Source organism: Streptomyces sp. UG1 (assembly GCF_049974585.1).
Taxonomy (GTDB): Bacteria; Actinomycetota; Actinomycetes; order Streptomycetales; family Streptomycetaceae; genus Streptomyces.
The window spans coordinates 79352-92068 of the sequence record NZ_JBNGGG010000030.1; the positions used below are offsets into that span (position 1 = coordinate 79352).

Consider the following 12717-nt stretch of genomic DNA (forward strand, 5'->3'; position numbering starts at 1 on the left):
GGGTCAACCCCTCCTCGGGGAAGTGCAGTTGGCGGACTGGGAGTTGTCGGGGTAGGCGCACAGCACGCACATGCCGAGCGAGGTCGGCAGGCAGTAGCTGTAGGTGACGCCGCACTTCGGGCAGGTGCGGCGGGCGAGCATCGCCAGGGCGAGCGCGCCCCACTTGCGCGACGTCATCGGCCGGACCGGCTTGGCGCGGTCGACGCGGTAGAGGTAGGCGACCTGTACCCCGGCTTTGCGGCCCCGGTGCTGGCGCATCACCTGCGCGGCGACCGGCTGACCACCAGGGCGCAGCCCGCGTTCGCGGAGCTGGCGGCGGGTGGCGTAGCCGTCCGGGGCGAACTGCCACGGGTACGTGGGTACGCCGAACCGGGCGCCGGTCGGGTCGAAGCACTTGGCGTAGGCGGACATCAGGCAGCCATCCCCACGACCGGCGAGTCCTGGCGGGCGCCGGTGCGGCCGGCGCGGCGGCCGGTGACGGTGGCGAAGAGCCAGCCGAGCCCGGCGCGGCGGGTTCCGGCACGGGCTTGCTTGGCCGCGTACATCGCCTCATCCGCCCGCCGCAGCAGCCCGGAGAGGTCGTCGGCGGGGAAGTCGGCGGCGCGCACCCAGCCGAGCGAGACCGTGGTGTGTACGGCGGGGTCCTGGCCGTCGACCGGCCGGGCGAGTACGCCGTGCAGCACGGCGAGCAGGTCGGCCGCGGTGCCGTGGTCGTCGATGAGGACGGCGGCGAACTCATCGCCCCCGAGCCGTCCGGCGACCCCGGTACGGCCGACGTGGTGGGCGAGCCGGTCGGCGGTCGCCTTCAGCAGCGCGTCCCCGGCCGGGTGCCCGTAGGTGTCGTTGATGTGCTTGAACTTGTCGACGTCGGCCAGCACCACGACCGCCCGCGGGTCCTTGAGCAGGGCCGTGGCGCGGCGGGTGAAGCCGTCCCGGGTGCGTAACCCGGTGAGCGGGTCACGCCGTGCCGTGTTCAGGCAGGCGCGCAGCCACCACACATGCACCGCCCACCCGGCGGCGAGCGGCAGCGCGGACAGCAGGACCGTGGCCAGGGTGTTCACGCCGCCACCCCCTCGGCTCCGTCGCCGGACGCGTCGTCCTCGGGAGCGTCCACGGGGCGCAGGGCGCGTCCGTCGGCGCGTTCGGCGAGCAGGGCGTCACGCACCTGCCGGGCGGGACGGGCGCCGCAGTGCAGGGCCTTGCGCAGCGCCTCGGCATTGATCGCGGCGTCCGTCCAGTCGGCCGTGATCGTGCGTGCCTCAGCGAGCAGTTCCGCCGGGGTGCGCTGCGGCGTCTTGCTCTTGGCCTTGCTGCCGGTCTGCCGCTTGCGCGGCGCCTTGGGAGCCTCGCCCTTGGGCTCTTCCGGGGCTTGCTCAGGCTCCGGTTCGTGCGGCATGTCGGTGCCGGCGGGGGCCAGTTCGCCGATCCGCAGCAGCGCGCGTTCACGGCGCGGGGTCTTCTTGCGCCACCTGCGGCCGTAGCGCTCGCGCAGGTCCGCGCGGGCCAACACTCGCTCCCGCTCACGGGCGAGCGCGTCGGCGTAGGAGGTGACCTCCCACAGCGTCATGCGCCGCCACAGCGCGAACGTCGACAGCGGCGCCAGGAACCAGCGGGAGAACCGGATCTTTTCCATGCGGCGGCCGGTAGCGGCGCCGATCCGCACGGCGTAGACGTGGGCGCCGATCTCGGAGAACACCACCCACAGCAGCGGCATCGTGCCGTGCGCGACCTTCGCCATGAGCGAGTGCCCGGCCGCGACGTTCAGCCCGCAGGTGACCAGGGTGAGCACCCAGGGCACGAACCGCACCCAGGCAAGCGCCATGTCCAGCCGGATCAACAGCAGGTTGGCCACGGTGAACACCGGAATGGCCACATCGATCCCGACCGGCAGCATCCACGGCTCACCGAAACCCCAGCGGGCAGCAGCGGCCGACACGGCGTCGAACGAGGAGATCAGACCGAGCGCGCCGACCCCGGCCGCGGCAGCCGCGCCGATTCCGGCAAGGCCCATCTCCGGGCGCGTCAGCGGCGGCACCGCCGGACGCCGGGCAGTGGGTGTCGTCTCGGTGGCAGTCATGCTGCACCCCCGACCGCGAGCAGGGCAGCCAGGATGAGCAGGGCGCCACCTGCACAGGTCACGTCGACCGCGCGACGCAGGCAGGTGAACTTGGCGACCGCGAGGCGGGACAGACCCGCGATGTCGGCAGCCAGATCACGGGAGACGGCATCACTGATCTGCTCGGGAGTCAGGGTGGCCCACAGCGGGAAGCCGTGCCGCCCCTTGACGTTCGGCCGCACCGACCGCAGCAGCAGACCGGCCGCTGCGACCAGCACCGCCATACCGAGCCCGCCCACCACGTACGCGGGCAGGCTCATCGGCAGGTCACGGGCGACCGTCCAAGCTCCGGCAAGCACGGCGCCGACGAACGCCAGCAACAGACCGGTCTTGGTGTCGGTCCGTGTGATCTCCGCCTTCACCTCCGCATGCGCGACGGCGAGCAGGGCGCGGGTGTCCGGGTCGCTCATGCCGCCGCTCCCTTCCGGGAGGGCCGACGACGCACGGCCGGACGGACCAGCGGAACGACGTTGAACAGCTCCGGGACGTGCGTCTCGATCACCTCGGCGGCGATGCGGGCCACGTCGTCCGGGAGCTCCGGGTTGTCGGCGAGGATATCGCACGCCGCGTCCAGCCGGGCGGCGCGCTCTTCCTCGGTCTCGCCCTCCTCCCCCAGCCACAGCTCCGGCGGGGTACCGAGGGCCAGTTCAATGAAGTCGTCGATGGAGACGGCCTGATGACCGCCGATGTAGGTGCGCATAAGGGCTCCTGAGTTGGAGGGACTGGGAGCCGGAGCAGTCGCAGGCGTTTGGTGAGACGGCGACTGCTCCGGAGAACCCGAGCCGCGAGCGCGGCAGGGGAAGGTGCCCCGGGCCGGATTCGATCCGGCGCCCTCACGGCGAAATGCCGGGGCGATAGGGGTGGCTCCTAGGCGTGGTGTCTCAGAGCGTCGATTCCACAGCCGCGCGGAGGATGTCGGCGTGGTCGAACGCGAGCGGCGGAAGCGCGTTCAAGGGCCACCACTGGGCGTTGGTCGCGTCATCGCCAGCCTCGACGATCGTTCCGAGGATGACGGTCAGGTGGTAGGCAACGGTGACGTACCTGCCGCGCGGGTCACGATCGGGCTGGTCGAACGTGCCGACCTGGGTCAGCTCTTCCGGCATCGCGTGCACGCCAGCCTCTTCGGCAAGCTCACGGGCAGCCGCAGCGCGACTCGTCTCACCGGGGTCGACATGGCCGCCAGGCAGCGCCCACTGACCCTTGAACGGGTCCCAGCCGCGCTCGATCAGCAAGACGTACCCGTCGGTCGTGGTGACGACAACGTCGGCGGTGTAGCGGATGGTCTCGAAAGTCTCGGTCATGGAAGCTCCTGATTGGAGGGACTGGGAGCCGGAGCAGTCGCAGGCATGTTGGTGAGACGGCAACTGCTCCGGAACGTCGCGGACACCGGGGCTCCGGCTCCCCTCAACCCCGTCCGTACGGGACCGCTCCGCAGAACTCCCGGACGGACAGGGCGAGCAACCGGCGCGACGCTAGCCGCCGCGATTCGGTGGAAGGTGACCGGTCGCCCGCTGCACCCTGCGGCGCTCACGGGTTGGGATGGAACGGCGCCGCCGTGCCGGTCGATCACGGCCGCGCCCATCGCTTTCGTCGATTCACTGCCACTCCTTCAGACCGCTGAACAGGGGATACGCACTGCAAGGGGGACCGTGTCCCCACTCTCCGGCCGTTGCTCGCGGTCACCGGGCCACCTCGCCAGTACGGGCCGAAACCCTGTTCTGCCTGGCCTTTAGCGGGATTGCAGCGTCCCCGCCCTCTGCGTTCGTACGGTCGTGCTGAGTCCTTCTGCGTCCGCGTTCGGACACGTCGGGATCGGGCAACTCCCCTGGCCAAAGAACCAAGGAAGCGAAGCGACCTAGGTCGCTTGCCGTTGTCGTGAAAGCTACCTAGGTCGCTTGCGGGCCGTCAAGGGCTCGCGCGACCTGATTCCAAGCGACCTAGGTCAAGTACGCTTTTGGGGTGGACTCACAGTCGAAGAGAAAGCCCAACGCCCGCGAAATCGCCGCCAGGATCAGAGGCGAGATCGCCGCGGGGACGTTCGGTCCTGGAGACCGGCTCCCCGGCGGCCGGGCCTATGCCAAGAAGCTCGGCGTATCGCTGATGACCGTGCAGAACGCCTACGCACAGCTCCGGGACGAAGGACTGGTGGAAGGCCGCTCGGGGAGCGGCACCTACGTCCGGGAGACCGCCCCTGGCGAGCAGGGGCCCCGCGAGGCGGCTCAACGCCTCGCCGACCTGCAAGCCGAGGTTGCGCGCGTCTCGGCTGAACTCGCCGGCCTCGTCGAGCGTGGCGGACCGACAGAACTTGAGGAGCTCCGCCTTGAGGTTGCACAGCTCAAGGAACGGGTCACGGCCCTTGAAGAACGCGTTCATCCTGCCTGAGGCCCGGACCGACCCCAACTCGTCTGATGCATCGGTGAACTGAGTCATCGTTGATTCCTCCTGACGACGACTCTCGAATAGGCGACCATGACCACACGAGGGCCTGGTGCGGACCGCTGGTGGACCAGTGGCGGACCTCAACCGGACCAGGCCCGGACACGCCTCCGTCACCGACGGACACTGAGGGCATGTAGGACACGCGACACAGGGAGGGCGCCCGTGGCCGGCAACGCGAACAGGGGCAGCCGGGAACCACGAACCGTGCTTGAACACCTGCTCTGGCAGCAGGACCGCACGTACGAGGAAATCGCCGCAGAGTTCGATCGCATCGCGCAGCAGCTCAATGAGGACGCGACGCTCAGTACCCGACATCTGCGGCGCCTCGCAAGCGGCGAGCGCAGCAACACCACTCCCGTGACCCGTCGTGTCTTGCAGTCAATGTTCGGCAAACCGCTGAACGAGTTACTCCGCCCCTGGGAAGCCTCGGCCTCCCACGCGGCGGCAACAACGCCCTCGGGACTGGTAGTCGCAGCCGGCCAGCCCGACATCGACAAGGAGCTGATCACGTTGGCAGCGCGACGGGCCAAACACTTCGCCCTCACAGCGAACCAGGGGGACCTCACCAACGAGGCAATGGAACAGATCCACGATGACGTCCGGCGACTCGCGACCGACTACCCCCAGCGGCCACTGTCTGAGCTCTTGGGCGACCTGCTTCAGGTCCAAGAGACCCTGTACACCCTGCTGGAGAAGCGCCAGCGCCCCGAGCAGTCCCGTCAGATCTACTTTCTGACGGGTGTTACCAGCGGCCTGCTGGCTAAGGCGAGTCACGACCTGGCCGACCCGCACGCGGCGATGACGCAGGCTCGCGCCGCCTATCTCTGTGCCGAGAACGCGGACCACAACGGGTTGCGCGCATGGATTCGCGGCCTTCAGTCCCTCATCTCTTACTGGGCTGGCCGACCGCGCGAGTCGGTGAAGTACGCCCAGTCCGGGACTGAGTTCGCGCTGCGCAGCCAGAGCACGGCCGCTGTGTGGCTCCCGGTGAGCGCCGCCCGCGCATGGGCCGCGCTCGGCAACTCCGGGGAGACCCATGCGGCGATCCGTCAAGCCGAGGAGGCTTGGGACGCCGTACGGTCTGACGAGGTGGATGAGTTGGGCGGCCTATGCACCTTCGGCCGGTCCCGCCAGATCTACTACGCGGCCGATGCTCTCTCGTGGCTGCCCTCGGAAGCGCGGGCCGCGCAAGAGTACGGTGAGCAAGCCGTTGACGCATACGCGGACGAGGATAGCCCGGAATGGGCCTTCGGAGACGCGGCAGGCAGCAGGGCTGACCTTGCTATCGCTCGTATCGGTCTGGGTGATCTCGAAGGCGCCGAGGACGCCGTGAGTCCGATCCTCGATCTGGATCAGGAGAACCGGATCAATGGCATCGTCCACAGCGCCCTGCGTGTGCACAAGGCGCTGAGCCGGTCTACGCTCGCCGCGCCCGGCAGCGAGCTGCAAGAGAGGATCGAGATGTTCACCCGAACCCCGCTCAAGGCCCTGCCTCGCTAAGGAGCCGTACGTGCCAGAGAACATCCGACTCCAGGGCGACGCCGTCGTGATCCGGGAATTCAGCCTCGATGACACCGACGACGCGCTGAAGATCGTGGGCGATGACCGGGTCACGCGGTGGCTGTCGTATGACAGTCGGGACCGCGAGGGGGCGCGGGCCATGATCGAAGGTGCGCTGAGTCGCCGGACAGAGATCCGGCCACGCAATGAGTACTACCTCGCGGTCGTCGCGCCCCCGAGCGACCACATGATCGGCTTCTGCCGCATCGGCCTGAGCGGCGTGAAGGCCGGGAAGCTCGGCTACGCCATCGCGGCTTCCGAGTGGGGCAAGGGCTACGCCACCGATGCGGCACGCACGATGATCCGCTTCGGCTTCGGTGAGCTCGGACTGCACCGCATCAGCGCTGCCATAGGCCCCGAGAACCGTGCTTCGATCCGGGTTGTCGAGAAGCTCGGCTTCACCCGCGAGGGTGTCCTTCGGGATCACGTCTTCACCAATGGCGAGTGGCGGGACAGTGTCCTGTACTCACTCCTCACGCACGAGTGGACCGAGGCGTAGGCAGCTCGGACGACGCGAGAGGGCCCGCATCTTGGTGCGGGCCCTCTCGCATGCTCGCTCATCATGACCAGTCAGCGCTATGCCCGACCAGTCTGGCGAGCACCTCTTGCGTGTAGCCGCGACGCTTCCGGTAGAACGCGATGCGCTCACCGATGCTGAGGTGATCCCCAAGACCACGCATTACGTGCTGCCTCCTGCTGGATGTTGGGGGCCGGTTTCACGGTACAGAGCCCGTGATGGGGCGGGTAGTTGACCGCGCGCGCTTCAAGACCGGTACGAGTCTGAGGGGCGACCGACACGAAGGGCCCGGACAGAGTGTCCGGGCCCCGAAGTGAGCTTGATCTGCGGACGCAGATCATGAGGTAGTAGGGCGGGCCGCTGCTGCTTGCTCTGCGAAAACCTGCACAGCTTTCGCGACACCGGAATGGTCGAGCATTCCATACGTTACGTATTCTTCGAGAACGGAGGGGTCGAGAGCGGTGAGCGGCTCCCCGCTGTCGCTGAAGAATACTTCGCTGTGCGCAATTCCGGCCGCTGCTACTTCATCAACGCCATAGGCGCTGAAATCACATAGAGGACAGTGAAAGCTGCGGTTCGGATCACCCTCCGGGGTGGCTCCAATTCCAGGGAGCGTGACCACAAGATGTCCTGAGCAGCGGCACGCTGGGCACTCCCTAGGGGAATGATAGCTGAAGTTTCCGCACTCGACGCGCACGCCGAAACCTCCCGCTTCAGCCGCGTCATTCGCATTCCTGTAGATGATGTCAACGGCATCGGCCGGTACACCGTGGAGGCGTCTTTCCAGGCGGTACTTTGCCTGTTCGATGCGCCCGCGAATCTCGCGTGCAACTTCTGCGAGAGATTCACTGAGAGCAATTTCGATGGCCTCACTCCAAGTGCCCCAGAATTCAGCCGGTTCGATATCCAGGTGAGGGAGCAATGTATTGCTTACGCGGGCGAACGTGCCCAAGGCGTCGAATGACTCAGAAGAGTTAGTCAAAAGGTGCGCCACGCCGTTTCTCAGCTCGATTAGTTCATCTAGGTCAGGGTCCTTCTTCGGTAGAACGTCCATTGCTCTCAGTCGCCCGATTACTTGCGACGCTCCAGCAGTTCTTACCTTCGTTAGCTCCTTAAGGCCCGCAAGCTGAAAGAGAGTGTCATCATTGCCCTTCAATTCCATCAAAAGGAACGGGCTCGTCTTTGATAGGACCGCCTTCGTTAGCCTCTCAATGCTGACCCCTGCGTGAAGCAGAAAAATCTCTTGGTCATGGCGGGCATGCGCGTCCATCGCTGAGTGAGCGAATTTGTGTGCCCCCCAGTAGAGGCTACGATGCGAGAGAACGGAGTCCATGTCCAGAAGCTAGCTCCCTCTGGCAGGTGAGCGCGACACGATTCGCAGTTCTCTGCCTGTCTCGCTGGGGACCTCGGACGGGCCGTCCGGGGCCGTCTGTGGGCCGTCGAAGGGTGGACCACAGCGACCAACAACGACCAATGACGACCGTTCGATCACAGGTCAGTCCTGCGCCGCCGGCGATCGCGCGAGGTCGCTCCGGGCCAACGTCACTTCCTGCGCAACAAGAAGCAGGAGTGGGAGGAGTACCGGTCGGAGGTTACGGCGTTCGAGCTGCGGAAGAATCTGCCGGTGCTGTAGGGGCAGGTCAGAGCGGGTTTCCCACTGATTCGGTGAGCGGGGCTGACAGTCGCGGAGTGTCAGCCCCACGGCACATTGCGGGCGGAGGCGGAGGCCACGAAAAACGGAATGGCGACGAGGAAGCGGCCGGCCTCGGCGCGTCGGCGCTGTTCGGCGAGCCACTCGTCCGCCTGGTCACGGCCGACGGCGCCGCTGGCGCAGGCCGGCTCGGCGAGCCTGACGAGCAGCGAGAGCATCGCGGGGTCGGTGAACACGCTGGTGTGCACCTCGACCGTGACATCGTCGAAGCCGCCGGCCAGGAGCAGGCCGCGGTACTGGCGGCCGGCGCGGGGCGTGCCCAGCAGGTCGGCGCGGGCGTGCACGATCGTGCGGGTGAGCGCCGCGTCATCCGAGTCGATCATGATGGCGTCCCAGTCCTGACCGACCAGGACGATCCTGCCGCCCGGGCAGAGGACCCGTCGTGCCTCCGTCACCGCGCGCCCTGGCTCCTGAAGTACGTGGAAGACCTTGTCGGCACGATAGCCGCGCACGCTTCCGTCGGCGAACGGCAGATCCTCCGCCCCCGCCTCCCGGAACTCGGTCCCCGACCACCGCTCCCGGGCCGCGGCCAGCATCCTCGGGCTGGGGTCCACGCCCACCGCATGGACGCCGCGTTCGGCCAGCTCGGCGACGGCTCGTCCGGCGCCGCAGCCGACGTCCACGACGGTCGAGCCCGGGACGAGAGACAGCAGTTCATAGGAGCGGGCCCGCAGCCTAGTGGCGCTCGGCATCTCGTCCGCAGCGTCCAGGACAGCCAGTAGGGCTTCGGTGTCGCGGTGCTCTTCCACCGCTTCCTGATTCTTGGACATGGACGTCATGCTGCGACTTAATGTCGACATGAAGTCAAGCGAAGACGGCGGCGCCGGCACGTTGAGCATCGGCGCCCTCGCGGCACGCTTCGGTCTTGCCACGCACGTGCTGCGACATTGGGAGGCGATGGGCCTGCTGCACCCCGGACGGGACGCCGGCGGGCGCCGCCGCTACGGTGCGGACGACCTCACCCGCGTGGCGACGATCCTCCTCTTGAAGGAGGCCGGCCTTGGCCTGAACACCATCAGGAGCCTGTCCGCAACCGTCGACCGCGCCACCCGGCACGAGATCCTGCGCCCCGCGGCCGAAGAGCTCCGGTCCAAAATCGCAGCGGCCCAGGCCTCATCGAGGCTCATTGAGGGCGGTCTGAACTGCGGCCACGAGGACGTCACCCAGTGCCCGAACTACCGGCGGCTCATCGCTGAGCGGGCCGGCTCCCGAAGTCCGGTCGGAGAGTCAGTGATCGAGACCGTGGTACCAACGCATTCAGCAGCCCGGTGATACGTCCGTGCCGTGCCTGCGTGGGGATCTCGTGGGCCGTGGCCACAGCAAGTTCCGGCTCACGCTGCCCGAGTTGGGCATGAACGAGGTGCGCGTAGGCGAGCGCCCGGTTGCGGCCGGACAAGCCTGCGAGCATAAGGCGGCGGCGAGGCCGAACAACTGCCGCGTACGCGTGAGGACACATCACGACGCGCCCTCGATGGGATCCCGGAGGCCCGGACTCGCACACCCCAGCCACAAAGGGGACAGCCCGCCGACGGGGGAAGATCGGCGGGCTGTCACGGTGGTGCCGCAGTGGTTCAACGGGGCGCAGGCCCCACCCGGCTCGGCTCAGTGGACGGAGTGCTCCTCCCGCGGGAACGATCCGCCGACCACGTCCTGCGCGAACGCCTTCGCCGCGTTGCCCATGACCTCGCGGAGATCGGCGTACTGCTTGACGAACTTGGGGACCCGGCCGGCGGTCAGGCCCAGCATGTCCGTCCAGACCAGGACCTGGGCGTCGGTCTGCGGGCCCGCGCCGATGCCGACCGTCGGGATGTGGAGCATGCGCGTGACCTCGGCCGCCAGCTCGGCCGGTACCAGCTCCAGGACGACCGCGAACGCGCCCGCGTCCTGGACCGCCTTCGCGTCCCGCATGAGCTGCGCGGCCGCCTCCTCGCCGCGGCCCTGGACGCGGTAGCCCATGGCGTTGACGGACTGCGGGGTCAGGCCGATGTGGGCCATGACCGGGATGCCGGACTCGACCAGCAGCTCGATCTGGCGGTGCGAGCGCTCACCGCCCTCCAGCTTGACCGCCCCGACGCCGGCCTCCTTCACCAGTCGGGTCGCCGAGCGCAGCGCCTGCACCGGGCCCTCCTGGTACGAGCCGAAGGGGAGGTCGCCGACGATCAGGGCGCGGGACGTGCCGCGCACGACGGCCGCCGAGAGCATGGTCATCTCGTCGAGGGTGACCGGGACCGTGGTGTCGTAGCCCAGGTGGCAGTTGCCCGCCGAGTCGCCGACGAGCATGACCGGGATACCGGCCTCGTCGAAGACGGACGCGGTCATCGCGTCGTACGCGGTGAGCATGGGCCACTTCTCGCCGCGCTCCTTGGCGGCGGCGATGTCGCGAACGGTGATGCGGCGGGTGCGCTTTCCTCCGTAGAGACCCCCGTACAGCGCCTTGCTGCCGTCGGAGGGCTTCGCCTGAGGCGTCTGGGCAGCCGAAAGCTGCGTCATGGCAACGGCTCCTTCATGTCATCTCGAGGCGCCCTGACGGCGTCCCCGGATCCCCTCCATGGTGGCACTTCGTGCCAGCCGCTGCCAGGCCCCCTCCTGTGAGTTCCGCCCGCGCGTAAATTCTCGGTAAGAGAATACGATACGAGACGGTGCCGTATCGTAAAGAGGGTATGTTCGGGGGCATGACTTCTCCCGTCGCCCCGGCCACCCGCATACCGGAAGCGGTGCACCGGCGCCGCTGGGCGATCCTCGGCGTGCTGATGCTGAGCCTGCTGATCGTCGTGCTGGACAACTCGATCCTGAACGTCGCCATCAAGACCATCTCGACCCCGGCCCCGACCGGCCTCGGCGCCACCCAGAGCGAGCTGGAGTGGGCGATCAACGCCTACACGCTCGTCTTCGCGGGCCTGCTGTTCAGCGCGGGCATCCTCGGCGACCGGCTCGGCCGGAAGAAGGTGCTGCTCGGCGGGCTCGCCGTGTTCGGCGTCGGCTCCGCGCTCGCCGCGTTCTCCGGCTCGCCCGGCGAGCTCATCGCCTTCCGCGCGGTGATGGGGCTCGGCGCCGCCTTCGTCATGCCGGCCACGCTCGCCGTCCTCATGCACGTCTTCGAGCGGGAGGAACAGCCGAAGGCCATCGGGATCTGGGCGGGCGGCGTCGGGCTCGCCATCGCCATCGGGCCGATCACCGGCGGTGTCCTCCTCGCCCACTTCTGGTGGGGGTCCGTCTTCCTCATCAACGTGCCGATCGTGGTCCTCGCGCTCGGGCTGATGCTGTGGCTGGTTCCCGACTCGCGCGATCCGAAGCCGGGGCGGATCGATCCCATCGGGGTGGTGCTCTCCGTCGTCGGGCTCGTCCTGCTCGTCTACGGCATCATCAAGGGCGGCCAGCTCGCCGACTTCACGGACCCGACCGTCCTCGCGACCATCGCCGCCGGACTCGCCGTCCTCGCCGCCTTCGTCGTGTTCGAGAAGCGCAGCGACCATCCGTCCATCGACATCGGCTACTTCCGCAACAAGGTGTTCTCCGCCGCGATCGGCGTCATCGCGCTGGTCTTCTTCGCCCTGATGGGCGTCACCTTCTTCTCGGTCTTCTACACCCAGAGCGTGCGCGGCTACACGCCGCTGCAGACCGGCCTGTTGATGCTGCCGCTCGCCGCCGCCCAGATGATCTTCGCGCCGCGCGCCCGGCTGCTGGTCGACCGGTTCGGCAACCGGGCCACGACCACCGGCGCCATGCTGCTCATCGCCGCCGCGCTGGCCGCGTTCGCCACGTTCGAGGCGGACACGCCGATCTGGCTCCTCGAGGTCGTCTTCTTCCTCATGGGCGCCGCGATGGCGCACATCATGACCCCGATCAGCGTCGTCATCATGCAGGCCCTGCCCCGTGAGAAGGCCGGTTCCGCCTCCGCGCTCAGCAACACCTTCCGGCAGGTCGGCGGCGCCCTCGGCATCGCCGTCCTGGGCTCGGTCCTGTCGACGGCGTACCGGGACGGCATCGACGACAGGCTGGCGGTGCTTCCGGAGGGCGTACGGCACACGGCGGGCGAGTCCATCGAGGCCACCCTCGGCGTCGCCGCCCGGCTCGGGACGCGGGGCGAGTCCCTGGTCGGCCCGGCCCACGACGCGTTCCTGCACGCCATGCACATCACGGCGCTGTGGGGAGCGGGCATCGCGGTGCTCGGCGCGGTGGTCGTGGCGCTGTTCCTGCCGGGGCGGCCCACGGCGCCTCAGCAGGGCGAGGAGAAGCAGGAGTTGGTGGCCTCGGAGTACTCGGAGTAGCGGGGGTGCCAGCCCATGCCGCCGTCGTGGCCGACGGGGCCCATGACGCCGTCGTGGCCGACGGAGACGGCACGCCCGGGGGACAATCAGCACACCCCACGAAAGG

Annotated in this window: 14 protein-coding genes and 1 pseudogene; 6 read left to right on the forward strand and 9 right to left on the reverse strand. The window is 68.4% G+C overall.

Annotation, left to right across the window (positions count from 1 at the left end):
* Positions 1 to 3: 3 nt before the first annotated feature.
* The 6 genes from ACP4J3_RS30565 to ACP4J3_RS30590 all read right to left on the reverse strand — a co-directional run bounded on the left by ACP4J3_RS30565 (position 4) and on the right by ACP4J3_RS30590 (position 3417).
* A complete protein-coding gene (locus ACP4J3_RS30565) occupies positions 4 to 411 on the reverse strand; it encodes an RRQRL motif-containing zinc-binding protein (RefSeq protein ID WP_426539297.1) in 408 nt (135 codons plus the stop codon).
* Positions 411 to 1061: a GGDEF domain-containing protein gene (locus tag ACP4J3_RS30570; RefSeq protein WP_426539298.1), complete on the reverse strand. Its 651-nt coding sequence runs from the start codon at positions 1059 to 1061 to the stop codon at positions 411 to 413. Before ACP4J3_RS30570 ends, ACP4J3_RS30565 begins: the two co-directional genes overlap by 1 nt.
* Complete coding sequence (locus ACP4J3_RS30575) at positions 1058 to 2077, reverse strand: DUF2637 domain-containing protein (protein ID WP_426539299.1); 1020 nt, start codon at positions 2075 to 2077, stop codon at positions 1058 to 1060. Before ACP4J3_RS30575 ends, ACP4J3_RS30570 begins: the two co-directional genes overlap by 4 nt.
* Positions 2074 to 2526 carry a Pycsar system effector family protein gene (locus ACP4J3_RS30580; protein ID WP_426539300.1) on the reverse strand — a complete coding sequence of 151 codons (453 nt, stop codon included), beginning with the start codon at positions 2524 to 2526 and terminating at the stop codon, positions 2074 to 2076. The genes ACP4J3_RS30575 and ACP4J3_RS30580 overlap by 4 nt, the downstream gene beginning before the upstream one ends.
* Positions 2523 to 2816, reverse strand: a complete 294-nt coding sequence (locus ACP4J3_RS30585; protein WP_426539301.1) for a hypothetical protein — start codon at positions 2814 to 2816, stop codon at positions 2523 to 2525. The genes ACP4J3_RS30580 and ACP4J3_RS30585 overlap by 4 nt, the downstream gene beginning before the upstream one ends.
* A gap of 181 nt (positions 2817 to 2997) precedes the next feature.
* The gene (locus tag ACP4J3_RS30590) at positions 2998 to 3417 is read right to left on the reverse strand and encodes an NUDIX domain-containing protein (protein ID WP_426539302.1); all 420 of its coding nucleotides are present in this window, start codon (positions 3415 to 3417) and stop codon (positions 2998 to 3000) included.
* A 658-nt stretch (positions 3418 to 4075) separates the two neighbouring features.
* On the opposite strand from ACP4J3_RS30590, the gene ACP4J3_RS30595 reads away from it, so the two are divergent.
* The 3 genes from ACP4J3_RS30595 to ACP4J3_RS30605 all read left to right on the forward strand — a co-directional run bounded on the left by ACP4J3_RS30595 (position 4076) and on the right by ACP4J3_RS30605 (position 6614).
* Positions 4076 to 4498 (forward strand): GntR family transcriptional regulator, encoded by a 423-nt coding sequence (locus ACP4J3_RS30595; RefSeq protein WP_426539303.1) that lies wholly within the window; start codon positions 4076 to 4078, stop codon positions 4496 to 4498.
* Positions 4499 to 4717: 219 nt separating this feature from the next.
* Positions 4718 to 6055: a hypothetical protein gene (locus tag ACP4J3_RS30600; protein WP_426539304.1), complete on the forward strand. Its 1338-nt coding sequence runs from the start codon at positions 4718 to 4720 to the stop codon at positions 6053 to 6055.
* Positions 6056 to 6065: 10 nt separating this feature from the next.
* Complete coding sequence (locus ACP4J3_RS30605) at positions 6066 to 6614, forward strand: GNAT family N-acetyltransferase (RefSeq protein ID WP_426539305.1); 549 nt, start codon at positions 6066 to 6068, stop codon at positions 6612 to 6614.
* A gap of 355 nt (positions 6615 to 6969) precedes the next feature.
* Here ACP4J3_RS30605 and ACP4J3_RS30610 read toward each other — a convergent pair whose 3' ends face one another.
* A complete protein-coding gene (locus tag ACP4J3_RS30610) occupies positions 6970 to 7965 on the reverse strand; it encodes a hypothetical protein (protein ID WP_426539306.1) in 996 nt (331 codons plus the stop codon).
* Positions 7966 to 8178: 213 nt separating this feature from the next.
* On the opposite strand from ACP4J3_RS30610, the pseudogene ACP4J3_RS30615 reads away from it, so the two are divergent.
* Positions 8179 to 8265: pseudogene (locus ACP4J3_RS30615) on the forward strand (glutamine synthetase); the annotation flags it as partial.
* Positions 8266 to 8324: 59 nt separating this feature from the next.
* On the opposite strand, the gene ACP4J3_RS30620 reads toward ACP4J3_RS30615, so the two are convergent.
* Positions 8325 to 9113: a methyltransferase domain-containing protein gene (locus ACP4J3_RS30620; protein ID WP_426539307.1), complete on the reverse strand. Its 789-nt coding sequence runs from the start codon at positions 9111 to 9113 to the stop codon at positions 8325 to 8327.
* 7 nt (positions 9114 to 9120) lie between these two features.
* Here ACP4J3_RS30620 and ACP4J3_RS30625 point away from each other — a divergent pair, with 7 nt between their 5' ends.
* Positions 9121 to 9615, forward strand: a complete 495-nt coding sequence (locus tag ACP4J3_RS30625) for a MerR family transcriptional regulator (protein ID WP_426539384.1) — start codon at positions 9121 to 9123, stop codon at positions 9613 to 9615.
* Between the two features lie 330 nt (positions 9616 to 9945).
* Here ACP4J3_RS30625 and panB read toward each other — a convergent pair whose 3' ends face one another.
* A complete protein-coding gene (gene panB, locus ACP4J3_RS30630) occupies positions 9946 to 10833 on the reverse strand; it encodes a 3-methyl-2-oxobutanoate hydroxymethyltransferase (protein WP_426539309.1) in 888 nt (295 codons plus the stop codon).
* Between the two features lie 182 nt (positions 10834 to 11015).
* Between panB and ACP4J3_RS30635 the strand changes: the two genes are divergently transcribed.
* Positions 11016 to 12611, forward strand: a complete 1596-nt coding sequence (locus tag ACP4J3_RS30635; protein WP_426539310.1) for an MFS transporter — start codon at positions 11016 to 11018, stop codon at positions 12609 to 12611.
* The last annotated feature ends 106 nt before the right edge of the window (positions 12612 to 12717 follow it).

Excerpts from the sequence above, each read along its gene's own strand:
- ACP4J3_RS30565 (WP_426539297.1), bottom strand. The coding sequence starts at position 411 with ATGTCCGCCTACGCCAAGTGCTTCGACCCGACCGGCGCCCGGTTCGGC.
- ACP4J3_RS30575 (WP_426539299.1), bottom strand. The coding sequence starts at position 2,077 with ATGACTGCCACCGAGACGACACCCACTGCCCGGCGTCCGGCGGTGCCG.
- ACP4J3_RS30580 (WP_426539300.1), bottom strand. The coding sequence starts at position 2,526 with ATGAGCGACCCGGACACCCGCGCCCTGCTCGCCGTCGCGCATGCGGAG.
- ACP4J3_RS30585 (WP_426539301.1), bottom strand. The coding sequence starts at position 2,816 with ATGCGCACCTACATCGGCGGTCATCAGGCCGTCTCCATCGACGACTTC.
- ACP4J3_RS30590 (WP_426539302.1), bottom strand. The coding sequence starts at position 3,417 with ATGACCGAGACTTTCGAGACCATCCGCTACACCGCCGACGTTGTCGTC.
- ACP4J3_RS30610 (WP_426539306.1), bottom strand. The coding sequence starts at position 7,965 with ATGGACTCCGTTCTCTCGCATCGTAGCCTCTACTGGGGGGCACACAAA.
- ACP4J3_RS30620 (WP_426539307.1), bottom strand. The coding sequence starts at position 9,113 with ATGTCCAAGAATCAGGAAGCGGTGGAAGAGCACCGCGACACCGAAGCC.
- ACP4J3_RS30625 (WP_426539384.1), top strand. The coding sequence starts at position 9,121 with ATGCTGCGACTTAATGTCGACATGAAGTCAAGCGAAGACGGCGGCGCC.
- panB (WP_426539309.1), bottom strand. The coding sequence starts at position 10,833 with ATGACGCAGCTTTCGGCTGCCCAGACGCCTCAGGCGAAGCCCTCCGAC.
- ACP4J3_RS30635 (WP_426539310.1), top strand. The coding sequence starts at position 11,016 with ATGACTTCTCCCGTCGCCCCGGCCACCCGCATACCGGAAGCGGTGCAC.